Source organism: Acetobacter zythi, assembly GCF_963921165.1.
Lineage (GTDB): Bacteria > Pseudomonadota > Alphaproteobacteria > Acetobacterales > Acetobacteraceae > Acetobacter.
Window position 1 is genome coordinate 221,350 of the sequence record NZ_CAWUEO010000023.1, and the last position, 22,714, is coordinate 244,063.

Consider the following 22,714-nt stretch of genomic DNA (forward strand, 5'->3'; position numbering starts at 1 on the left):
GGGGGCTGAGATGACTGATGTCACGTTATGTTATGCCGGGTTTTAACCCGTATTTTCCCCCATGTTCCACCCGATCAGCGTACGGGGCGGACGGCCAGCATCCACTGTTGCACCATGTGCTGCGGAGTGCGCCGGACAGGGCCGAGGTTCTGGCCCTGCTAGGGAATGCTACACCACTGGCGGAAGAGGCCGCCTTGCAACAGGCCGGGGCACATATGTTCGGGCTGTTCGTGCGTGACCTTCCCGCCTCTTACCGTGCAAGAGGGCAGCAGCTTGAGGCACAGTTCCGTATAATGCTGGAGCAGACGCAAAGTCTGGTCATGCAAGCCCGTTTTGCGCCGGGGCGGAGCGGGGCGGAAAAGACTGTGTCCGGGCATGCCATGGTCATGGCTTATGTGGCTGTACAGCACCTTGTGGGGGCACGCCGTATGGCCATGGATTTGTATGGCGGCAGGTAAGGCTGGGGAGCCATAGCGGCCTTTTTATTGGCCTGCCTCGGGCTTTTTTTGTTTCCTGTTCTCTTTTACACATGGGCCGTCTTCCATGTTGGCCATTATGGCCCGCATGGTGGCCTATGTTGCCCGATATACAGAGCAGGATCAGGTTATGCCCCATACGTTTTTGCCCATACTGAGCTTTGCCGCAGCGTGGGGTGTTCTGGTGCTGACACCGGGGACCGAAACCGCTCTTGTTATCCGTCTGGGCATGAATGTCGGGCATAAGGCGGCCTTGGGGGCGGCTCTAGGTACCGGCACGGGGCTGGCCATATGGGGTGTTGGCACGGCGTTTGGGGTCAGTGCACTGGTGGCGGCATCCCCCACGTTGTATCTGGCGCTCCAATGGGCTGGTGCTTTTTATCTGGCTTATCTGGGTATCCGCCTGCTTATGCCCTCTGCTGGCGTTCATGATCAGGCGGAGGGGGCCGCGCAGGCGCGCCAGATTACCAGTATGGGGGCTGGGTATCAGCGCGGTTTGCTGACAACCTGCCTGAACCCACTGGTGGGTGTGTTTGACCTGACAGCCTTTGCCCAGTTTATTCCCGCAGGTGTGGAGCGTGTCAGCTATTCCTTGCTGCTGGCGGGGGTGCAGGTGGTTATGGCTGTGGCATGGTATGCGGCTCTGGCCTGTTTGGCGTTTTCCCTTGGTCGTGTTCTGTCCACCCCCAAGGTTGTGCGCGTACTGGATATGCTGACGGGGGGCGTGTTCTTCTATTTTGCACTCAGGCTGGCCCTGAGCGGTCTTCCCGCCTGATAGGACCGCACCGGAAGGTTTTGTGGCGTTCAGCCCTGATGAACTTGTAGGGCGCACGGTATAATATGGGCGGGATGTGCTAAACCCCTTTGGCAACAGGAATACGCCATGAGCAAAACGCCAAAGCTCATTCAGTCCATAGAGCGCTCTGCTGCCATTTTGGAAATTATTGCCCAGCAGGGTGGTGGTGCGCGTTTGCAGCAGATTGCCAGTATTGCTGGCATAGGCAAAACAACAGTACACAATATTTTGCAAACGCTGGACCATTTGGGATACGTCCAGCGCCGGTCGGGAGATATGCGGTATCATCTGGGTGGGCGCATCCTCAACCTCGCGCGTATTGCGGGGGATGACAACCTGCTGCGCGCCCGCCTGCGCCCGGTGCTGGAGGCTATGGCGCACAAAAGTGGCGCCACGGCATGGCTGGCGGTCCCCAGCGGGGATCAGGCGACGTATCTGGATATTGTAGACCCCAACGGGCTTTGCCCTGCTCTGGCCACCATGCCCCGGCGCGAAAATCTGGAAGGGTCAGCCGTTGGGTGGGTGTTTCTGGCCTGTGTGCCGGGGTTGGGTAAGCGGGTGCTGGCAACCCGAGCCAATGCCCTGGATGTGGATGTGCTGAGCAGGATCGAGGATGTCCGCATAAAAGGCTATGCGTTGGATATGGAGGCATACAGGCCGGGGCTGAACGGTGTTGCCATTCCGTGGCGCGAGAATGGGGAGGTCAGGGCAAGCCTGTGCCTGACCGGCCCGCCCGCGAGGTTTCCGCAACACAGGTTGATGAGGCTTGCATGGATGATGATGCGCGCGCTCGAACAACTCAATGTTCAATAATATTGAATAAATAAGCTTTGCCCTCTTTTGCTTATTCCCTTCTCCAGCAGTCGGGCTAACGTACACCCCTTTATGCAAAAGAGGTGTAAGGACCATGAAAGCAACAATAGCAACCGCCATGCTGGAGGCAGCACATGCCGAGGCGCAGCGGATGGGCGTGAATGTCTGCATTTCCATTTTGGATGCAGCGGCGTGGCCTGTTGCCTTCCTGCGTATGGAAGGCACAATTCTGGGTGCTGTGGATGTTGCCAGCAAAAAGGCGCGTACGGCGGCCCTGTTCCAGATGGATAGCGCGGATTTTGCAAAAATTGGTCGTCCGGATGGCCGTGCGTATACGTTGGAAAACACCAATGGTGGCATGGCCAGTTTTGGTGGTGGCCTTGTGCTTAAAGCTGCGGATGGCACGTTGCTTGGGGCAATCGGGGTTTCTGGCGCCAGCACGGAGGAAGACATTGCCATTGCCCGGGTTGCTGCAAACATTCTTTCAGCCTGACAGGCTTTTTGGCTAAGAGAAACTTTATGACAACACAAACCATTCCTTCTGCAGGCAGCACGCCCCCGGTGCCGCCTCCAGCGGGTAGAACCGCCGCACTTCTTGTGCTGACATTTGGCGCATTTGTTGTTGGCACTGGCGAGTTTGCCATTATGGGCATGCTGCCAGAATTTGCAGCCTCTCTCCATTTGTCCACGGCAGATGCGGGTTACGCCATTACGGCCTATGCGCTGGGGGTTGTTGTTGGCGCGCCACTTATTACCATTCTGGGTGCGCGCCTGTCGCGCCGGGAACTGCTGCTTGTGCTGCTGCTTTTGTTCGGGTTTGGCAATCTGCTCAGTGTTGCCATGCCAACGCCGGGGTTGGTTGAGATTGCCCGTTTTATGACCGGATTACCGCATGGGGCTATTTTTGGTGTGTCGGCTCTGGTGGCCGCATCCATGGTGGAGCGTACGCGCAGGGGGTGGGCCGTTGGGCGTGTGCTGTCCGGCATTGCTATTTCCACCTTGGTGGGAGCGCCTTTTTCCACTTTCGCCGCCAACCACTTTGGCTGGCGTGTTGCTTACCTGATGATTGGCCTGTTCGGGTTTTTAACCTTTATGGGGGTATGGCGCTTTATTCCGGCTGATACCCCAAACCGTTCCAATTCTCCGCTGCGTGAGATTACGGCGTTGGGCAACGCACAGGTTTTGCTAACCCTGTTGACCGCGGCTATTGGTTTTGGTGGCATGTTTGCAATTTACACCTACCTGACAAGTGTTTTGCAAAATGTTACGCACGTGCCCGAATGGCAGGTCATGCTGTATATGGTAATCTGGGGTGCAGGCATGCTGGCTGGCGCCAATATTGGGGCATGGCTGGTGGACCGCAACATTAACCTTGCCGCTATTTTTGCACTTGCGGGAAGTGCCTTAGCCATGCTGGTTTTTTCAGCACTTTTGCACAACAACCTTGGATTGATGCTGGATGTGTTCCTTATTCCAGCGTGCGTTAATGCACTGGGTCCGGCGCTACAAACCAGATTGATGGATTTTGCGGGGGATGCGCAAACATTGGCGGCATCCCTTAACCATTCGGCATTCAATATTGCCAATGCGCTTGGCGCATCGCTGGGCAGTCTTCTGCTAGGCCAACAGTTTGGGTACGGCGCGCTGGGTGTTGGGGGCGCGCTTTTGTCTATTGGTGGGTTGCTGGTTTATCTGCTGGCTCTTTTTATCCTCAAAAAGAGCGGTGTACCAGAAGAGCGTCTGCCCATAACATAATGGGGGACCAGTTGCGCAATGCCCTTTGATAACAAAAAGGGGCATTGTGTTGCTCTCTTTTGAATACGGACAATCAGCGCAAGTTAGCGGCCTGAACGCAGCAGATTACTGCATGCACTGCAAATGATGGGCAGATTTTTATGGGGAGTAACAACGCATTAAAATAAAAATGGTATCCCGTACGGGATTCGAACCCGTGTTGCCGCCGTGAAAGGGCAGTGTCCTAGGCCTCTAGACGAACGGGACAAGAGGCGTTGTTGAGCCGTTGTTTAGAGCGGAATTGGGGGAGCGTCAAGCAGCTAAATGCCCTATGTGCATTTTTTTTGGAAAATGGCGCCAGAGCGCCCAGAGCGCCCAGAGCGCCATGCTGTGGGGTGCAAAGTGGCATACCGTGCATGGCTCTGCATTTTATAACCCAAGCAGGGCCAGTTCTTTTTGCAGGGCAGGCGGAAGGCTGGTGTGCCCTGTGGCGCCGCCCAGATCGGGCGGGGCGTCGGTCTGGCGCAGGTAGCGCCACCCCTGAAAAGCACGTAGGGCGCGGGCCTCCACCCGAATGATTGCGGGGTCGAGAAAGAGCAGGGTGCCCTTTGTGCCATCCGCCCGGACTTCGGACGCAATGTCCACAAGGCGCTGGCGGCATAGGATAAGCCCTGCAATAACCCGGTAGAGTGATCCACCTTGCAACAGCTCTTCCGCCTGTTTGGGAAAGGTCCGTGTGTGCACAACGGGCAGCAGTTTGCCACTGGCTGCGTGCATGCGCAGGTTGGTCGGCACAAGCTGGCGTTCGGCCAGTTCCTCAAGGGAGGAGACGCCAACAACAAGTTTGATCAGGTTTATCATGTTACTCACATGGGATTGGTCGGGTAGGGGAGCAACATGGGCAGACCTAGAGCACAAGGGCGGCCAGAAGGGCTTCCAGCCGTAACCTGCCATCTGCTGTAGCACTAAGGGTTTGTGGGGTGCGTGTCAGGTAACCTTCTTGGAGCGCCTGCGCCAGAACGCCCTGATCGACCGCGTTATCCAGCGCCATACCGGTGCGGGCATAAAAACGGTTCAGGTTAATACCCTCATGCACACGCAGGCCCATAAGCAGCATTTCCTGCGCACGGTCGTGTGGGGTCAGGTCTTCTTCCGATGTTTGGCCGGTGCCTGTGTTTTCCACCCGCTCGGCCCAGGGTTCGGGGGCACGGTGGCGGCGTGTGGCCTTGAGTGCCCCACCAAAACTCAGGCGGCCATGTGCGCCCGGCCCAATGCCCAGATAATCTCCATATCGCCAGTAGGTCAGGTTGTGCTGGCTCTCACTCCCCGGTCTTGCGTAGTTGGAGACCTCATACGCTGCCATGCCGTGGGCCTGTGTGAGTTCCGCTGTGGTGTCGTACAAGGCGGCGGCTGTATCGTTATCCGGCAGCGTGAATGTGCCCTGGCGGTAAAGGGCCTCAAACCGTGTTCCCGGCTCGATTGTGAGCTGGTAGAGAGAGAGGTGGTCGTCCGCCAGTTGCAAGGCGGTGGTCAGTTCCTGCCGCCATGCGGCAATGCTCTGCTCGGGGCGGGCGTAGATCAGGTCAAATGTCAGGCGGGGGAACAGGCTGCGGGCTGTTTCCAGTGCTGCGCGGGCCTGCGTGGCCGAGTGTTCACGCCCCAGAAAGGTCAGGGCGCGGTCATCCAGAGCCTGAATACCAAGGGATACACGGTTAACACCGGCCTGACGGAACTGGTGCAGGCGCTCGGCCTCCACGCTGGTCGGGTTGGCCTCAAGCGTTATTTCCATGTTTGGTGCGGCGTCAAACAGGGTTTGGGCGTCTTCTATCAGGGCGGCCACGGTTTCTGGCGCCATGAGCGAGGGCGTACCGCCGCCAAAAAAGATGGAGGTCAGTCTGCGGCGGCCCAGACGGGCGGCGTCATAGGCCAGTTCGGCCCGGAGTGCGCTGGCAAACCGGGCCTGTGGAATACTGTCCCGTACGTGGGAGTTAAAGTCGCAGTACGGGCATTTGGCCAGACAGAACGGCCAGTGAATGTAAAGGGCGAGTGGTTCGTTCTGCACGCGTTCAGATGGCGACCTTCACGCCCAGTTCCACCACGCGGTCTGGCGGAATACGGAAGAATTCCATGCTGGAGGTCGAGTTGCGCAGCATGAACAAGAAGATGGACATCCGCCACCGCGACATGCGCGGCACGGAAGAACGTGTCACCAGTTCGCGCGATGTGAAGTACGAAGCCTGAAGGGCGTCAAAGTCCACACCGTTGGCTTTCAGTTCTTCCAGCGCGCGGGGGATGTTGGGCATTTCCATAAAGCCGTAACGCAGGATCACCCGGTACACATCGGTGGTCAGTTCTTCCACCGTTACGCGGTGGCCGCGTTCGGCCTCCGGCTGGTCAAGGTTCTGCACGGTTACGAACAGCACGTGGTCATGCAGGATCTTGTTGTGGCGCATGTTATGCAGCAGGCATGGCGGCACAAAATCTGGCGTGCTGGTCATGAACACGGCCATGCCGGGAACGCGCACAATGGTGCGCGACTGGGGCAGACGGGCAATAAAGGAACCCATGGGCAGGCTATCCTGCCGCTGGCGGGCAATAATAAGGCCGCGACCCTTTTTCCATGTTGTCATCATCAGGGTCAGCACGCAGCCGAGCATGACCGGCACCCAGCCCCCATCGGGGATTTTGAGCGCATTGGCGGTAAAGAACGTGCCGTCCAGCAGCAAAAAGCCCCCAAACACCATGCCCACCTGCCACGCAGGCCAATTAAAGTGCTTGCGAAAGACCGCAATGGCCAGAACGGATGTGCAGATAAACGTACCCGTAACCGCAATACCGTAGGCCGAGGCCAGAGCATCGGAACTGCGGAAGGCCAGCACCAGCAGCACGGCCCCCACAGCCAGAAAACGGTTGAAGTCTGGCAGGTAAATCTGACCCTCTTCCTCCGCATTGGTGTGGGTAATGCGCAGGCGCGGCATGTAACCAAGCTGGATAAGCTGGCGGCATAGCGAGAACCCGCCCGAAATCCCGGCCTGACTGGCAATAACCGTTGCCAGCGTGGACAGCACGACCATGGGGGCCTGCATCCAGTGCGGGCAGAGCAGGAAGAACGGGTTAGCCAGCGCCTTGGGGTCGGCAATGACCAGTGCCGCCTGCCCAAAGTAGTTGAGCACCAGCATGGGCAGCACAAAAAACAGCCATGCGTAGCGGATGGGTGCTCGGCCAAAATGCCCCATATCCGCGTACAGCGCTTCTGCCCCGGTTACGCACAGCACAACCGCGCCAAGGGCAAGGAAGGAGAGCTTGCCGTGGTAGAATACGAACTCCAGCGCATAGGTGGGGGAGAGGGAGAGCAGAATATGCGGGTGATGCAGGACCTGAATAAGCCCAAGCACACCCAGCGTGCCAAACCAGAGCAGCATGATCGGGCCAAATATGGTGCCCACCCGGCCCGTGCCCACCCACTGCACACTAAACAGGCTGATAATGACCAGTATGGCAACGGGTATGACCACCTCATGCGCTGCGGGCAGGCTGACCTCTACCCCCTCAATTGCCGAGAGCACGGAAATGGCGGGGGTAATAATGCCATCCCCAAAAAACAGACAGGTGCCTATAATCCCGACCATGCCAAGCACCAGCCGCGTTCGCGCACTGGTGGTAACGCGCTGGGCAAGGGACATAATGGCCAGAATGCCGCCTTCGCCATTATGGTCGGCCCGCATGATGAGCAGAACATATTTGACGGTTACAATCAGGATCAGGGTCCAGAAGATCAGGCTGGCAACCCCCATGATCTCCCACGGCTCCACCTTATGGTGGTCGGAAATAACCTCCACCGTGGACCGAAAAGCGTAAAGCGGGCTTGTGCCAATATCACCATACACAACGCCCAGCACACTCAACAGGGCCGCAAAGCCCACGGGAGCCATGGCATGTTGCGGCTGATCCGCATCGAACTCGGCAATCCGCCGTGGTTCTGGTGCTCCGGTGGTCTGGTGCGGCTCGCCCGGAGCCGGGGCGGAACCTGTGGGCGTTGTACTGTCGGCGTCGGTCATGGCATTTCTGGCTCCGCGTCAGGGGCAGAAGAAGAAAAAAGAAATTCTAGGATGCCCTGCATAAGGGGGGGAGAGTGCCAGAGGCAAGGCATACCGGCTACCATTATTGAGAATGGGCCGTTCAGGCTAGTGCCGGGCGGGGGCCAAATATGGCGCTGCCGACCCGTACAAGGGTGGCTCCTTGCGCAATGGCCTGCTCAAAATCAGCCGACATGCCCATAGACAGCACCGGCAGGCCGTGGGTTTGCGCCATGGAGCGCAGGAGTTGAAAATGCGGCACCGGATTCTGCCCGGCTGGGGGAATGCACATCAGCCCCCGCAAGGAAGGGCCAAAACGGTGCCTGCAAACGCGGATAAACGCATCGGCCTGCTCCTTTGGTACGCCAAATTTCTGCGGCTCGTCCCCTGTGTTGACCTCCACCAGCAGGTCGGGCAGGCGGCCTTCGGCATCGGCTGCGCGGGCAATGGCGTCCACCAGTGCGGGGCGGTCAAGGCTTTCAATCATATCCGCAATGCGCACGGCTTCGCGCGCTTTGTTGGTTTGCAATCCACCAATCAGGTGCAGCCGCAGGTCGGGGTGGTCCGCGCGTAGGGGCGGGAACTTGGCTGCGGCCTCCTGCACCCTGTTTTCGCCAAACACAAACTGGTCGGCGGCAAGGGCTTCCTGCACGCTTTGCAGGGGGTGGAATTTGGATACGGCCACCAAAGACACCTCGGCCGGGTCGCGCCCGGCGGCAAGGGCTGCGGCATGCATGCTGCGCCGCACCGCGTTAAGCCGTTCCGCAATGGCAGAGGAGGGGAAAGGCAGAGACGTATCCATGGGACCCCGGAATTCCTTCAAAAGATGGAGGGCAGGGCTGGCGCCCTGCGGCTGCTCCTTACCCTTTTAGGCGGGGGAGACACTTAATACAATTTTGCCTGTGTGGTTACCCTCCTCCAGCGCTGCATGGGCGGCGTCTGTTTTGGCCAAGGGGAAAACGGCATGGATAAGGGGCTTAATGCTGCCTTTGTTGAGCAGGGGCCATACGTGTTCATACAGTTCATGCGCAATGCGGGCTTTGTTGGCACTATCCCTTGGGCGCAAGCTGCTACCGGTTACGGTGAGCCTGCGGGTCATAATCCGGGCCAGATCGGCCTGCTCCGCCTTGGCTCCCCCTTGCAGGGCAATAATGACCAGCCTGCCATCCATGGTGAGGGACTTGAGGTTGCGGTTAAAGTAAGCCCCCCCGATCATGTCCAGAATAATGTTCACACCCTGATCGTGCGTAAGCTCGCGGATACGGGTTAAAAAGTCTTCCGTGCGGTAGTTAATGGCTGTTGCCCCCAGCTCTTCGCACAGGGCGCATTTTTCGGGCGTGCCTGCGGTGGCAAAAACCTGCCCGCCAAATGCCTTAACAAGCTGAATGGCCGTTGTGCCAATGCCGCTAGTGCCACCATGGACCAGCACCCGCGCGCCCTGTGCTGGCAGGGTGGGCATGAACAGGTTGGACCAGACGGTAAAATAGGTCTCTGGCAAGGCTGCGGCCTGTTCGGCGCTAAAGCCCGCAGGCCAGGGCAGGCACTGGCCTGCGGGTACAAGGCAGTATTGCGCGTAACCGCCCCCGTTGGTCAGGGCGCAAACTCTGCTGCCAAGGGCGGGCATGGATGTGCCCTCCTGTGGCAGACCGCAAGCAACAACCTCGCCCGCCACTTCCAGCCCAAGGCGTGGGCATGCCCCCGGTGGCGGGGGGTATAATCCCTTGCGCTGCATCAGGTCGGGGCGGTTAACGCCTGCGGCCATAACACGCACTAATACCTCCCCACGGCCGGGTTGGGGTACCTGCAATGTTTCAAGGTGCAAAACCTCGGGTCCACCGGGTTCGGTAAAGCAGATTGCTTGCATGGAGGGGGGAACAACAGGTGCAGCAGGCATGGGACACCGCCGGTTTTTAGGAAAAACAGAGGCTATGAGTATGGCGTGTGGGGTGGCGGGGTAAAAGAGGGAGGGCGATCACGTCCGTGCTACGTGGCATGGCGTTGCGTGGGCTTGGGGTTATTTGCCGTGTTTTTCCCCCGCCAGTTCGCGGCGGGTGCGTTCGAGTTCTTCCGCATAGCGGCGCAGCACGTAACGCTCGCTTAGAATACCCAGAACATGGCCTTCCCGGTCAGTGACAGCCAGTGCCGGACGGGCTGTGCGCTCAAAGGCCGCCACGGCATGGCCAATTGAAAAGTCGGGGGAGAGGACTTCTCCATCATGGTCCACCAGTGCGGACAGGGGCTGGTCGGGGGCAATGGTAATGGACTGGATCAGATTGCTTTCCAGCAGCCCTGCATAATGGTGCTGGGCATCGTGCAGTACAATGTAGCGGGGCATGCGCCCGGCAAAGGTTGTGCGGGCATGCGCTACGGTTGTGTTGGCGGCCAGCATGTCCAGTTCCGTGCGCATCATGCGGCTTACGGTCAGTGTGCGCATCCAGCCTACATCCACGCCGGAGCGGATGTTTTCTCCCCGCAGGTGGAAGCGCCATGTGGCAAAGGAGTAGCCAAAAATGCGTTTGACCGTAAAGGAGGCCACAAGTGCCGTCAGGGCTACGGCGGCGGTCAGGTTGGCGCTGTGGGTCGTTTCCAGCGTGAGCAGAATCATGGTCAGTGGGCCGCCAATAATGGCGGTAGCCAACGCGCACATGCCTGCAACCGTGCACAGGGCAAGGGGGAGGTCCATAATGGGCGCTACAACGCTGGAAAAAGCTGCTCCGGTCAGCACCCCTAGATAGAGCGATGCAAAAAACAGCCCCCCCCTGAACCCCGAACCAATGGAAAGGGTGGATGCCGCCGCCTTGAGGAGCAGAAGCCCCAAAGCCGCCCAGAACAGGGGCGGGCTAACCAGCCCCTCCCGCATGGCGATATGGCCGGAGGACAAAACGGTGGGCGATATAATGGCAAGCCCGCCGACCAGCAGCCCCCCCACCATGGGGCGCAGCCAGAGAGGTTTGATACATACGGCAAAAATCTGTTCCGCGTAGGCAGCGCTCTTCATCAGCGCAACGCCGATCAGGGCGGAAAGCCCCCCCAGCACTGCCAGCAGCGGGTATGCCAGCGGAGGCACGCCCTGTGGAATGGTCATGGTGATGGCGGGCAGGGTTTCCCCCGTCAGATGCACAACCGCCAAAGCACAAAGGGAGGCGCAGGCAACCGGAGCCAGAAGGGGAAAGGCGTAGGAGCCAATAATCAGCTCAAACGCATAAAAAGCCCCGGCCAGAGGAGCGTCAAATGCAGCACCAATGGCTCCTGCCGCACCGCAGCCCACAAGCAGGCGTACATCGGCCCGGTGCATGCGCAGGTTACGACCAATGCGCGAGCCAAAGGCCGAGCCAATCTGGCTGAACCCGGCTTCCAGCCCAAGGGAAATACCACAACCGTTGGACAGGATGGTCTGCCCCGTGACGATCAGACTGTCACGCAAGGACATGCGACCGCCATGCAGGGCGTTGGCTTCAATCGGGTCCACGGGTCTGTGGCGGTTATGGCGCTGCAAGGTGTAATGCCACAGGCCCAGCAACAGCCCGCCGGTGGCGGGCACCAGCAGGGCGCGCCAGGGAGCCACATGCTCCAGCCCGGACAGGCGGTTGTAACCCGGAGCCAGCATGTTATGGGTCAGCAGGGTGGTAAAGGTGATCAGGCTTACGGCCAGCCCCGCCAGAGCGCCGGTTATGGCGGCCAGAACAAGCAGCCAGAGCGAATCCGTGCGCACCAGTGCCCGCAGGGCCGTAAGCCACCGGGCGGGCGTCTTATGGGTGCGCAGGTGTTCCAGCAACGCTGTCATGCTTCATGGCATAACAGCATGGGGGCGGGGCGTCCAATAAGGAGTATGAATGTCATACAAGTTATTGGGAGCCTGCTTTTGCCCGGATATTATGGAGCGGGGGGCTGGGCTGCCAGAATGCGCGAGATGTCATCTTCGCTCAGATGGTAATGGAAGAAAATATTGTAAAAATTGCGCACGGCGGTCCGTATATCCAGATCCGCGAACAGGGTTGGGTGGAACTTTTTGGCCGCCCACTGGATTTGCAGCAGTTCCTCGCAGCCGTAGCGGTCCCATGCAAAAACCCCTTTGGGGTTGGTCCACCATTTTTTCTGCGCGAAGGCGTTGAGCGTGCGCAGGGGGGAGGATTCGGGCAGATCTCCGGCGGAGGAGTCCACAATAACAATATCGGGGTTCCAGACCGCGATCTGCTCAAAGCTAACTGGCCTGTGGTTTCCGGCAATTCTTGCGGCATTGGTGCCCCCTGCCGCTTGAATCCATGCGTCAATCAGGGTTTTTTCCCCATCCACCTGTAGGGGAGAAAAGCGCGCAATGTGGAGCACGCGCGGGCGTTCGGACAGATGGAGCTGGGCTGTGCGGAACTTGAGCAGTTCCAGCACACGTTCCATTTCCTGGCGGTAGCGTTTGGCGGTGTTATGGGCTTCCAGCGTGCCAATGGCTTCCGCACTCATATCCAGCGATGTGAGCATGTCCGGCATGGTCATGTATTCGGCGGCAAGGGCTGCTACGCCTGCACGCCTGAGTTCTTCCGCCTTGGCTTTGGTGGGTACGAAGACCAGACCAATTTTGTTGGCCAGCAGGTATTCGGCACTTGCCGTGTCGGGTTTGACACCCATATGCGCCATGTAAAGAACGGGCGAAATTTTGAAAAGCCACGGGTTATCGCCTGCGTTTTCCGCCGTAACCTGTATGCGCGGGGCAGCGCCCAGCATCACGCTTATTTCGTTATGGGCAAACCACAGGTCCGCAATGGGGGGAGCGCCGTCCTTGATCTCGACCGTCGCACCACTCATATCAGTCACAAGGCGTGCGTGCGCATGCATGGGTGCGCTCAGAACAAGGCTTGCAACCATACCCGCCACACAACGCAGCAGGCCAGAGTATTTGGGGCGGTGGAAGGTCATGCGGTTATCCTAATTTGATATACATTAAAATATGGACAGAGCGCTTGCAAGCCACATTGGCGGGAGTGAGCCAATGGCCGGGACTGGCGAGGCAGGAGGCAGATTATGCGCAAACATAGCGTCATGGTGGATGGTAAGGTGCTGTACTATGCAGCCCAGTTATCACACGCCCGGCGTTTTGCCCGTGCCCGGCAGGCGGAGGGCATAGAGGCATATGTTGTGCCCGATCAAACGCCGCCCCGTACCCGCACGGTGCGTATGAACCCCCTGACTGGCCAGCCCTATAATAGCCCTCGCTCTGGCAGACATGGGGCAAAACACACGGCATGAATGCGCTTTTCCGCCCCATTGTGCGGCGGGTTGCTGTGGCTGCGTGTGAACAGATTAAACCAGAACAGTGCGGTTGCGGCGCCAGCTTTCTTCCAGCGCGTCAGCCGGGTCGGGGTGTGGGTCGCTCCATGCCCCATCCTGACCGGGAGCATGGGTGAGGGCGCGCCATGTGGCCTCCCCCGCCGTGCGCTCCACCACCACAGGCCAGGCGGGGGGAATGCGCGTTAACAGGCGTTCCATTTTCTGACCCGATGTGAGCGGTTTGGCGTAATTATGCCCCATAACTGGCGGTCTTTCAGTTTTTGCTGGCTTTGAGCAGACCCATGATCTGGGCAATGGTTTCTGCTGGCTGGTGCAGGGTCTGGAGTGACCATGCCGCTTCGTCAGGGTGTGGGGGTTCGAGCGTATCCAACTGGTTGGGCAACTGGCTTGGGGGCATAAAATGCCCCGTGCGTGTGTTCAGCCGTGCGTTCAGGGTATTTTCATCCGCATGCAGGTAGATGAACTGCACATGCAGCCCCTGCGCGCACAGCTTGTTACGGTATGCACGTTTGAGGGCGGAGCAGGCCAGAATGCCGCCAGTCCTGTTTTCCGCGCAGGATCTGAGCCACGCATGGCACCGTTCCAGCCATGCTGTGCGGTCCGTGTCGGTCAGGGGGATGCCGTCACGCATTTTGGCAATATTGTCCGCATCATGCAGGGTGTCTGCATCCAACCACGGCCAGCCCAGTTCGTTATGCAGTCCTTCGGCAATGGTTGTTTTGCCAGAACCGCAAACACCCATCACCACAACAAGGCGTTTGCCAATGCCATGGGCCGCGGGCTGTGCGGGCAGAACATGCCCCGGTGGAAAAGCTGAACTGTTCAAGGACATGCCTAGCTCCCTTGTGGTGTCATAATGCGAATACCCTCTGGGCCTGCGGTAATGGTCTGTGTTGCCATGTGCAGGAACAGGCCGTGCTCCACCACACCAACAATGTTGTACAGAGCGTGGCTTAGCTTTTCCGGTTCCATAATGGCGGGAAAAACACAGTCCATAATCAGGTTTTTTTCATCCGTGAGGAAAAAAGACCCATCGCGCATACGGCGTGGCGTGACCTGTGCGCCCAGATGCCCCAGCCTGCGCGCGGCGTTTTCCCACCCAAACGGAATAACCTCCACAGGCAGCGGGCAGCGCATGCCCAGATGGTCCACGTATTTGCTGGCATCTGCCACCACCACAAACCGGGCTGCGGCGGAGGCCACGATTTTTTCCCACAAAAGTGCGCCACCCAGCCCTTTGATCAGGTTCAGGGTTGTGGGTTCAATTTCGTCTGCGCCATCTATGGCAATGTCCAACTCGGGCTGCTGGCCAAAGGTGGTCAGGGGAATACCTTCCTCACGGGCCTGTTTTTCGGTCACAACGGATGTGGGAATCGCTGTAATCTTCAGCCCTTCCTCACGGATACGGCGGCCGAGTTCGGCCACAACAAACTTGGCGGTGGAGCCGGTGCCAAGGCCCACGGTCATACCGGTCTGCACAAGGGATGCGGCCTTGATGGCGCATTGCTGCTTAAAGGCTGCTGCGGGGTCTGGGGCTGTCATCAGTCTGGTTGTCCTTGTTATTATTGGTCCGATGGGGCTGCGGCCCGGTCTGTAAACCATATCAGTTCGCCCTGAGCCGTAATGGCGCTGGCTGGGCAGGTTGGGTCCTGTGCGCGAATGCGGGCCAGAATATCGTGCTTGGCGGCACCTTCCACCAGAAAAACAACATGCTGGCTTGCGTGGATGGCAGGGTAGGTCAGCGTTAAGCGGGTATGGGGGGCGGCAGGTGGCACGCAGGTGGCAACCCAGTCCTTATGGTTGTCCAGCACAGGCTGGCCGGGAAAAAGTGATGCCGTGTGCCCATCCGTGCCAACGCCAAGGAGCTGCACATCAAAAAAGTGTCGCTCTGGTGTAAAGTTTTCCGCGCCATAGAGGTTTTTGAGCGTGCGTTCGTACGTTCTGGCGGCTTCTTCCGCCGGACCACGGTCAGGCATGGGAAAAATGTTGGCTGCTGGAATAGGAGCTTTGGAAAAAAGGAGCCGTTGCATCATGCCAAAGTTACTGTCGGCATGGTCATGCGGCACAAACCGGTCATCCCCGATAAAAAATTGCATGTTCTGCCACGGAAAGCGCTCCACATAAGGCGCGCTGGCCATAAGGGCATACAGGTGCTGGGGGGAGGAACCCCCGCTGAGTGCCAACCGGAAAGGTGAGGGGCCACTTTTGGCAAGGCTGCGTTCAAGCAGCCAGTCCGCCAGTCCGGTTATGAGTGCTTCCCTCTGCGGGAAAACACGCATGGCGCCAGTGGCGGTTGTCTGTCCGGGCATGGTTGGCTCTTTCGGGGTCATTGGGGTGGCGGGGAGTTGGGAGTGGCAGGGGCATAGCGCATAGTGGCGTCTGTTTTGCAACGGGGCAGTACAAAGTCCGTTATGGCGCGTGCCCAGCCCTCTTGTGTGTTCGGGCTGCTTACGTAATGCGCGCAGGCTTGCACATCTGGTGTGGCCTGCCCCATGGCAATGGCAAGTCCTGCAATGGAGAGCATGGGAATATCGTTGTTCATATCCCCAAGGCAGGCCACTTCCTCCACGCTTATGCCGTAGTCCGCGGCCAGTTGGCGCACGGCGTGGCCCTTGTTGGCATGCAGGGGGGTAATGTCCAAAAACCATTTGCTGGACAGGGCAACACTGGCGCGGCCTGCCAAATGCTGGCTGATTTTTGTCTGCTGCTCATGCAGTAAGGCATGGTCTGCGGTGGAGCCTGCAACTTTGCCAATGTTCTGTGTGCAGGCATGCAGGTTGGAAACCTGTATGGGTATGGTTTGCACGGTTTGGCTTTCCGCCTGCACAAGGGGGTCCTGTGCATTACGCACAAGCCATTCGTGCCCACGGAACAGCCATGTATCCACCTGCCGAGTTTCCAACAGGTCCAGCGTATCCAGCACTGTTTGCGGGTCGAGGGAGAGGCGGGAGCGGATGGTTCCATCGGGGTTGAACACGGTGCCCCCGTTTAACGCGCCATAGGGGGTGTTGATCCCCAGTTGCCCGAAATACATTTCCATCCCCCCCGGCGGGCGGCTACTGACAAGGCACAGAGGCACCCCCGCAGCCCGCAAAGCCTGCACCGCAGCAACACTCTGGGCTGTAATCTGCTTGTCCGGGGTGAGTAATGTGCCGTCCATGTCGGAAACAACAAGGCGGATATGGCGGGCAGGAGAGCGGTCGGGGCCATGCCTGTTCTGCCCAAAGCCTGCCATTGTTCTGCTCTCCTGCATACCCTTGCCTCTACGTGGGCAGGGGAAGAATAAAGGCGGTTCTAGCCTTTGCTTTCTACGTGGCCACCAAAGCCAAAACGCATGGCGGACAGCACTTTTTCGGCAAATGTGTTGCCACTGCGTGAGCGAAAGCGCGTAAAGAGGGCCGCCGTCATGACCGGCACGGGCACGGCTTCTTCAATCGCGGCTTCAATCGTCCAGCGTCCTTCGCCCGAATCGCTGACTTCGCCGCTAAATCTGGACAGTTCGCCATTATTGGCAAGGGCCTGTGCGGTCAGGTCCAGCAGCCATGAGGACACCACGCTGCCACGGCGCCAGACCTCGGCAATATCGGCCATGTTGAGCGAGAAGCGTTCCTCCTCGGCCAGCAGCGGGGAGTCCTTGCGGTACATTACGTCAAAGCCTTCGGCAAAGGCCTGCATCATGCCGTATTCAATACCGTTATGGACCATTTTAACAAAATGGCCCGACCCCGCAGGGCCGCAATACAGGTAGCCCTGCTCCGCCCGGGGGTCCAGACCGTCCCGGTCGCGCTCGGGGGTGCGGGGGATGTCACCCATGCCCGGGGCAAGGGCTGCCAGAATGGGGTCAATATGATCAGCCGCCGCCTTGGCGCCGCCGTACATCATGCAGTAGCCCCGATTCAGCCCCCACACGCCGCCTGATGTGCCGATATCAAGGTAATCAATCCCTTTTTCGGCCAGCACCTTGGCGCGGCGGATATCGTCCTTGTAGTAGGTGTTGCCACCATCAATCACAATGTCGCCCTGCCCCATAAGCCCGGCGAGGGACATAATGGTTTCTTCCGTAATGTCGCCAGCAGGGAGCATGGACCACACAATTTTTTTGGGGCCAGAAAGCTGCGCCACAACATCGGCCAGACTGGTGGCCCCTGTTGCACGCCCGGCTTCTGCCCGCTCTACGGTTTTGTTTACGGCCGAGGCATCCCGGTCGTAAACAACAACGTGGTGCCCAAAGCGTGTCAGGCGGACGGCAATGTTGCCCCCCATCCTGCCCAGACCAACAATGCCAATCTGCATGATTTCTCTCTTGCTTTCAGTCTTTGAATGACAGGGCGTCATGCAGGGCGGAGGCCAGAGCCGCAAGCCCTTCCTTCAGATTGCCACGGATGTGTACGCGCAGGGCGCGGCGTTTGCGCTCGCTCAGCACGTCAAAATCACCCCGGGCCTGTGCGGCCTTGACCACGCCAAACGTATAACCGGTGCCCGGCACGGGCAGGTCACGCGCGTTGTCCGCCGTAATCTGGAGGAACACCCCTGTGTTGGGGCCACCCTTGTAAGCCTGCCCCGTGGAGTGGAGGAAGCGCGGACCAAAACCCGTGGATGTGGCAATGGTTTTGGCATCCCGCACATGCAGGCGAATGTGCTGGAGCCATTCCGCCGTTTCGCGGTTGCGTTCAATAAAGGCCAGCAGAGCCACGTAATCATTGGGTTTTACGCGGTCAAAATGCGCCTTGAGAATGGCGGATGCACTGTCCGCCTTTACGGCGGCAGCGTTGGTCGGGTCCGTAAAAAAGGCAAGAGGCCCAAATTCCGCAAACGGGGTCTGGGCAGGCAGGGCGCCGGTTCTGTCGTAAGCTTCGGTGAGCTTGCGGGTTTCAATTTTGGTGGATTCCACATCGGGCTGGTCAAACGGGTCAATGCCCAGAAAAGCACCCGCAACGGCGGTCGCCACCTCCCAACGGAAAAACTCCTGCGCGATCTGGCGTTTGTTGTGCAAGGTGATGGTAATGACCGGCTGACCTGCTTCGATCAGGGTTGCAATGGCCTCGTCCTGCTCATGCCGGTGTTCAGGGGCAAGGCGCAGGTAAACAAACAGGCGGTCATGGCCATAGCGGCGGGGGCCACCGAGTGTTTCATTATCAACAGGGATAATGCCCTTGCCGTGCTTGCCGGTGGATTCCGCCACAAGCTGTTCCAGCCATGCGCCAAAATCGGCAATCTGCGGCGTGGCAATAATGCTCAGCTTGTCGCGCCCCAGTGCTGTGGCTGCAACGCCCATAAGGGTGCCAAGCTGCACGCCGGGGTTGAGTGCGGGCGGCACACTGGCATCGCACAGGCGCACGCCGCGTAGGGCGTCTTCCAAAAACAGGCGTACGGGCACGCCTGCCGCTGCGGCAGGCACCAGCCCGAAGTTGGATAGAATGGAGTAGCGGCCTCCAATTTTGGGGTCGCCTGCAAAAACTTTCCAGAACCCTTCCTGCTTTGCAAGGGCTTCCAGCTTGGAGCCGGGGTCCGTAATGGCGACAAAATGCGAACCCGCTTTGTCCTTGAGCGCACGTTTGGCCAAGTCCTGAAAATAGGCCAGCATAATATTCGGCTCAAGTGTGCTGCCGGACTTGGATGCAACAATGAACAGCGTGTGCGCGGGGTCTATTTTGCGCTCAAAGGCGGCAACCTGCTGGGGGTCCGTGCTGTCGAGCACATACAGGTGGCCAAAACCTTCGTGTTTGCCAAAGGTCATGGCCAGCACTTCCGGCCCCATGCTGGACCCGCCCATCCCCATGAGCAGCACCTGCTTGAAGCCACGCGCCCGGACCTCGACCTGAAAAGCCTCCAGTTCGGCCACATGGGCCAGCCGTTCGTCCACAACGTCCAGCCAGTTCACCCAGTCCGCCTCGGACTGGCCGGTCCATACGGAGGCGTCCTTGCGCCACAGGCGGCGGATGGTGCCCCCTTTGCGCCATTCTTCCAGACCAGCGTCCAGTGCGGCTTGCAGGTTGGCTGGCAGGCTTGTTTTCAGGGTGGTTACCTTGTTGCCCATCAGGGCAATCTGCTTGCCTGCGACCGAGCCAAGGAGTGCGTCAAACGCATCTTCAAATGCGCTCACACCTTCATTGAGCAAGGTGGTGGTGACGCCGGTCAGGTCCAGACCAAGGCGCTCTGCATCTTCCATCACCTTGCGGGCTTCGGCCACACCCTGTGTCAGGCTCTCACTGACCGTGCCGTGGTCACGGAAGGCATCCATGGTGGCTGGGGGCAGGGTGTTGACGGTTTGCGGGCCGATCAGTGTGTCCACATACAGCACATCGCTGTAGGTTTTGTCTTTGGTGCCGGTGGAGGCCCATAGCAGGCGCTGGGTTTGCGCCCCTGCATTTTCCAGCGCTTTCCAGCGCGGGGTCTGCATTATTTCCTGCCAATAGACATAGGCCATTTTTGCGTTGGCAATAGCCACTTTGCCGCGCAGGGTTTTAAGCTGCTCCGCATCTTTGTCTCCCGCCTGTATCCGGCGGTCTATGGCGGCGTCGATCTTGCCATCAATCCGGCTGACAAAGAATGACGCCACCGAGGCCACGCGGGATAGATCCCCTCCACGGGCCTTAAGGTCCTCCAGCCCACTCAGCCATGCTTCCACCACATCCCGGTAGGCCGCGAGTGAAAAAATGAGTGTGACGTTAACATTGATCCCCGCTGCAATGCTTTGGCGGATGGCCGGAATGCTCTGCGGCGTTGCGGGAATTTTGATCATCAGGTTAGGGGCGTTCACATCCGCCCAGAGCCGCTTTGCTTCATGCGCGGTCCCGGCCTCATCACGCGCCAGATAGGGCGAGACCTCAAGGCTTACAAAGCCGTCCCGCCCTTTGGTCTGTTCGTAAACTGGAGCCAGTACACCTGCTGCGGCCTGAATGTCGGTTACGGCAAGCCGTTCGTACAGGGCACCGGGGGAGAGTGTTTCGTGCGCGAGAATATCACGCATCTGCGGGTCATATTCCGTGCCTTCGCCCATGGCTTTTTGGAATATGGCCGGGTTGGAGGTTACGCCACGTATGTCGCCACTGTGCACCAGTTTGCCTAGTGATCCGTCCTCCACAAAAGAGCGGCGGATAAAGTCCAGCCAGGGGGACTGATGGACCGTGGCCAGGGCCTGTAACGGGTTGCTGCCTGTGGGCACAGAGGCGGTCATACGTGCATATCCTTATCCTGCCCGGCTTCTCGCAAGGAGCATGCCGGGCTTCATCCTGTAACCATTACGCCAGACTGGCTGTCTGGTTTAGCCCACCTGTTTGCGGGCGGCGCTTACAACGGCGTCCACGGTAAAGCCAAAATGCTTGAGCAACTGGCCAGCCGGGCCAGATGCGCCAAAGCCGTTCATGGCAATAATGGCACCCGTGGGGCCAGCGTAACGGTCCCATCCAATGGGGGAGCCGGCTTCCACCACCACGCGCCCCGTAACGGTGGAGGGTAGAACGCTTTCGCGGTAAGATTGTGGCTGCGCCTCAAACAGTTCCCAGCTTGGCATGGACACCACGCGGGCGGGCACGCCTTCTGCACTCAGGGTTTCATACGCTTCCACCGCAAGCGAGAGTTCGCTCCCTGTTGCGATCAGAATAACCTTGGGGGTCTGTTCGCTGCTGGCCAGCACGTAAGCACCTTTTGCCAGACCGGAGGCAGGCGCGTAGCGCGTGCGGTCCAGCGTGGGCAGGTTCTGCCTGCTCAGGGCCAGTGCTGCGGGGCCGGAGCGGTTGGCAATCAGGTAGCGCCATGCCTCGGCAACTTCGTTGGCATCGGCCGGGCGCAGGGTGGTCAGGCCGGGGGTCGCGCGCAGTTGCACAAGCTGTTCAATAGGCTGGTGCGTTGGCCCGTCTTCTCCCACGCCAATGGAATCATGGGTGAAAATATAGGTTACCGGCAGCCCCATAAGGGCGGACAGGCGGATGGGTGCCTTCATGTAATCCGAGAAGATCAGGAACCCCGCACCGTAAGGGCGCAGGCCATACAGGGCCATGCCGTTAACAATGGCCCCCATGGCGTGTTCGCGCACACCAAAGTGGAAGTTACGGCCAGCATAGCTGCCACCCCACTGTGCGGGCTGAAAACTGTCCTGCCCTTTGAGCAGCGTTTTGGTGGACGGCGCCAGATCGGCCGAGCCGCCCAGCAGCCACGGCAGGCGGCCTGCAACGGCGTTCAGCACCTCGCCCGAGCTTGCGCGGGAGGCAGTGCCCTTGGCGTCTGCGGGGTAAAGCGGAATGTCCGCGTCCCACCCTTCGGGCAGGGAACCGTTGAAAATAGCATCCAGTTCCTCCGCTTCACGCGGGTGGGCGGTGCGGTAGTCCGCAAACAGTTTTTCCCATGCTGTGCGGGCGGTGGCGCCCCGCGCGCCAAGCCCTGCGCGCATGTGCGGCAGAACGGCGTCTGGCACGGCAAAGCTGCTGTCTTCGGGCCAGTGGAGGAATTTTTTGGTCTCACGCACTTCTTCCGCACCCAGCGGTTCGCCATGGGCGGACGCCTTGCCTGCCTTGTGCGGCGCACCCCACGCAATAACGGAATGGGCAATGATCAGGGTTGGCGTGTTTGTCCGGGCTTTGGACTGGGCCAGCAGGTCCAGAAAGGCGGATGTGTCGTTGGCGTCCTTGAGTTCAAGCACCTGCCAGCCATAGGCGGCAAAGCGTTCGGCCACGTTTTCGGTGAAGGCGACTTCGGTCGAACCTTCAATGGAAATCCGGTTGGAATCGTAAATCCATGTCAGGTTGCCCAGTTCAAGATGGGCCGCGAGGGATGCGGCCTCGCTGGACACGCCTTCCATCATGTCGCCATCGCCACACAGCGTGTACACGTGGTGGTCGAACAGCGTAAAGCCGGGTTTGTTGTAGCGCGCGGCCAGCCATTTTTCGGCAATGGCCATGCCAACCGAATTACCGCAACCTGCACCGAGCGGGCCTGTTGTGGTCTCGACCCCCGTGGTGTGCCCGTATTCGGGGTGGCCGGGGGTTTTGGAGCCAAACTGGCGGAACTGTTTGAGGTCTTCCACACTCAGGGCCGGGGCATCGGTCACTTTACCGTCTGTGACCTGGCGGATGCCTGCAACATGGATCAGTGCGTAAAGCAGCATGGAGGCATGGCCAATGGACAGCACAAAGCGGTCACGGTTGGGCCAGAGCGGTGCCGTGGGGTCGTAGTTCAGGGCGTTCTGCCACAGGGTATAGGCAATGGGAGCCATGGACATGGCAGCGCCGGGGTGCCCGGAATTGGCGTTCTGCACCGCATCCATCACCAATGTGCGAATGGTGTTGATGCACAGCGTATCCGTGTTGTTCACGCTACCGGCTTCTGCTCCGGCTGGTGCACGAAGGGGGGTAGAAAAAGAAACGCGCATAGCGGGCCTGTCCTCCAGCTGGGCTTTAGTGCCAAAGCCCGCAAATATAGGGTTGGGGCCTGCGCACGAGGCCCCATAAAAGAAGTTTTTGCACAATTCCACGGTTCTGCATTTTTCGGCAAGAGACGAGCTTGCCCAAAGCGGAACCCTTGCGGAGTTATCCAGTTCAACC

The 22,714-nt window shown here is 59.2% G+C and carries 21 protein-coding genes and 1 tRNA gene; 6 read left to right on the plus strand and 16 right to left on the minus strand.

The genetic code is table 11. From position 1 onward, the window contains the following. The first annotated feature begins 17 nt into the window (after window positions 1–17). The 5 genes from AABE20_RS09685 to AABE20_RS09705 all read left to right on the plus strand — a co-directional run bounded on the left by AABE20_RS09685 (window position 18) and on the right by AABE20_RS09705 (window position 3,840). On the plus strand, window positions 18–458 hold the full coding sequence (locus AABE20_RS09685) for a hypothetical protein (RefSeq protein WP_338332859.1): 441 nt from the start codon (window positions 18–20) through the stop codon (window positions 456–458). Between the two features lie 85 nt (window positions 459–543). After that, the gene (locus AABE20_RS09690) at window positions 544–1,251 is read left to right on the plus strand and encodes a LysE family translocator (RefSeq protein WP_338332860.1); all 708 of its coding nucleotides are present in this window, start codon (window positions 544–546) and stop codon (window positions 1,249–1,251) included. A gap of 108 nt (window positions 1,252–1,359) precedes the next feature. After that, window positions 1,360–2,085, plus strand: coding sequence for an IclR family transcriptional regulator (locus AABE20_RS09695; RefSeq protein ID WP_338332861.1), 726 nt, complete (start codon window positions 1,360–1,362; stop codon window positions 2,083–2,085). 94 nt (window positions 2,086–2,179) lie between these two features. After that, the gene (locus AABE20_RS09700) at window positions 2,180–2,578 is read left to right on the plus strand and encodes a GlcG/HbpS family heme-binding protein (RefSeq protein ID WP_338332862.1); all 399 of its coding nucleotides are present in this window, start codon (window positions 2,180–2,182) and stop codon (window positions 2,576–2,578) included. Window positions 2,579–2,604: 26 nt separating this feature from the next. Next, a complete protein-coding gene (locus AABE20_RS09705) occupies window positions 2,605–3,840 on the plus strand; it encodes an MFS transporter (RefSeq protein WP_338332863.1) in 1,236 nt (411 codons plus the stop codon). 170 nt (window positions 3,841–4,010) lie between these two features. On the opposite strand, the gene AABE20_RS09710 is transcribed toward AABE20_RS09705, so the two are convergent. From AABE20_RS09710 to AABE20_RS09745, 8 genes are all read right to left on the minus strand, one after another. Beyond that, window positions 4,011–4,086: transfer RNA gene (locus AABE20_RS09710), tRNA-Glu, on the minus strand. Between the two features lie 162 nt (window positions 4,087–4,248). Then, on the minus strand, window positions 4,249–4,680 hold the full coding sequence (locus AABE20_RS09715; RefSeq protein WP_338332864.1) for a DUF1489 family protein: 432 nt from the start codon (window positions 4,678–4,680) through the stop codon (window positions 4,249–4,251). Window positions 4,681–4,726: 46 nt separating this feature from the next. After that, a complete protein-coding gene (gene hemW, locus AABE20_RS09720; protein ID WP_338332865.1) occupies window positions 4,727–5,881 on the minus strand; it encodes a radical SAM family heme chaperone HemW in 1,155 nt (384 codons plus the stop codon). A gap of 4 nt (window positions 5,882–5,885) precedes the next feature. Next, the gene (locus tag AABE20_RS09725) at window positions 5,886–7,751 is read right to left on the minus strand and encodes a potassium transporter Kup (protein ID WP_242012599.1); all 1,866 of its coding nucleotides are present in this window, start codon (window positions 7,749–7,751) and stop codon (window positions 5,886–5,888) included. Window positions 7,752–7,998: 247 nt separating this feature from the next. Further along, a complete protein-coding gene (locus AABE20_RS09730; protein WP_338332867.1) occupies window positions 7,999–8,697 on the minus strand; it encodes a YggS family pyridoxal phosphate-dependent enzyme in 699 nt (232 codons plus the stop codon). Between the two features lie 66 nt (window positions 8,698–8,763). Next, on the minus strand, window positions 8,764–9,789 hold the full coding sequence (locus AABE20_RS09735; protein WP_338332868.1) for an NAD(P)H-quinone oxidoreductase: 1,026 nt from the start codon (window positions 9,787–9,789) through the stop codon (window positions 8,764–8,766). 120 nt (window positions 9,790–9,909) lie between these two features. Further along, complete coding sequence (locus AABE20_RS09740; RefSeq protein ID WP_338332869.1) at window positions 9,910–11,679, minus strand: chloride channel protein; 1,770 nt, start codon at window positions 11,677–11,679, stop codon at window positions 9,910–9,912. 89 nt (window positions 11,680–11,768) lie between these two features. Continuing rightward, window positions 11,769–12,803 (minus strand): TroA family protein, encoded by a 1,035-nt coding sequence (locus AABE20_RS09745; protein WP_338332870.1) that lies wholly within the window; start codon window positions 12,801–12,803, stop codon window positions 11,769–11,771. Between the two features lie 105 nt (window positions 12,804–12,908). Between AABE20_RS09745 and AABE20_RS09750 the strand changes: the two genes are divergently transcribed. After that, window positions 12,909–13,133, plus strand: coding sequence for a hypothetical protein (locus tag AABE20_RS09750; protein ID WP_338332871.1), 225 nt, complete (start codon window positions 12,909–12,911; stop codon window positions 13,131–13,133). A 54-nt stretch (window positions 13,134–13,187) separates the two neighbouring features. On the opposite strand, the gene AABE20_RS09755 is transcribed toward AABE20_RS09750, so the two are convergent. From AABE20_RS09755 to tkt, 8 genes are all read right to left on the minus strand, one after another. Continuing rightward, window positions 13,188–13,415, minus strand: coding sequence for a hypothetical protein (locus tag AABE20_RS09755; protein WP_338332872.1), 228 nt, complete (start codon window positions 13,413–13,415; stop codon window positions 13,188–13,190). A 13-nt stretch (window positions 13,416–13,428) separates the two neighbouring features. Then, complete coding sequence (locus AABE20_RS09760) at window positions 13,429–14,007, minus strand: gluconokinase (RefSeq protein ID WP_338332873.1); 579 nt, start codon at window positions 14,005–14,007, stop codon at window positions 13,429–13,431. Window positions 14,008–14,009: 2 nt separating this feature from the next. Beyond that, the gene (gene rpiA / locus AABE20_RS09765; protein ID WP_338332874.1) at window positions 14,010–14,717 is read right to left on the minus strand and encodes a ribose-5-phosphate isomerase RpiA; all 708 of its coding nucleotides are present in this window, start codon (window positions 14,715–14,717) and stop codon (window positions 14,010–14,012) included. Between the two features lie 20 nt (window positions 14,718–14,737). After that, window positions 14,738–15,484: a 6-phosphogluconolactonase gene (gene pgl / locus AABE20_RS09770; protein ID WP_338332875.1), complete on the minus strand. Its 747-nt coding sequence runs from the start codon at window positions 15,482–15,484 to the stop codon at window positions 14,738–14,740. A 17-nt stretch (window positions 15,485–15,501) separates the two neighbouring features. Then, complete coding sequence (locus tag AABE20_RS09775; RefSeq protein ID WP_338332876.1) at window positions 15,502–16,410, minus strand: HAD family hydrolase; 909 nt, start codon at window positions 16,408–16,410, stop codon at window positions 15,502–15,504. A gap of 59 nt (window positions 16,411–16,469) precedes the next feature. Beyond that, window positions 16,470–17,468: a phosphogluconate dehydrogenase (NAD(+)-dependent, decarboxylating) gene (gene gnd / locus AABE20_RS09780; RefSeq protein ID WP_338332877.1), complete on the minus strand. Its 999-nt coding sequence runs from the start codon at window positions 17,466–17,468 to the stop codon at window positions 16,470–16,472. 16 nt (window positions 17,469–17,484) lie between these two features. After that, a complete protein-coding gene (locus AABE20_RS09785; RefSeq protein ID WP_338332878.1) occupies window positions 17,485–20,352 on the minus strand; it encodes a bifunctional transaldolase/phosoglucose isomerase in 2,868 nt (955 codons plus the stop codon). 87 nt (window positions 20,353–20,439) lie between these two features. Continuing rightward, window positions 20,440–22,542 (minus strand): transketolase, encoded by a 2,103-nt coding sequence (gene tkt / locus AABE20_RS09790; RefSeq protein WP_338332879.1) that lies wholly within the window; start codon window positions 22,540–22,542, stop codon window positions 20,440–20,442. Window positions 22,543–22,714: the final 172 nt, after the last annotated feature.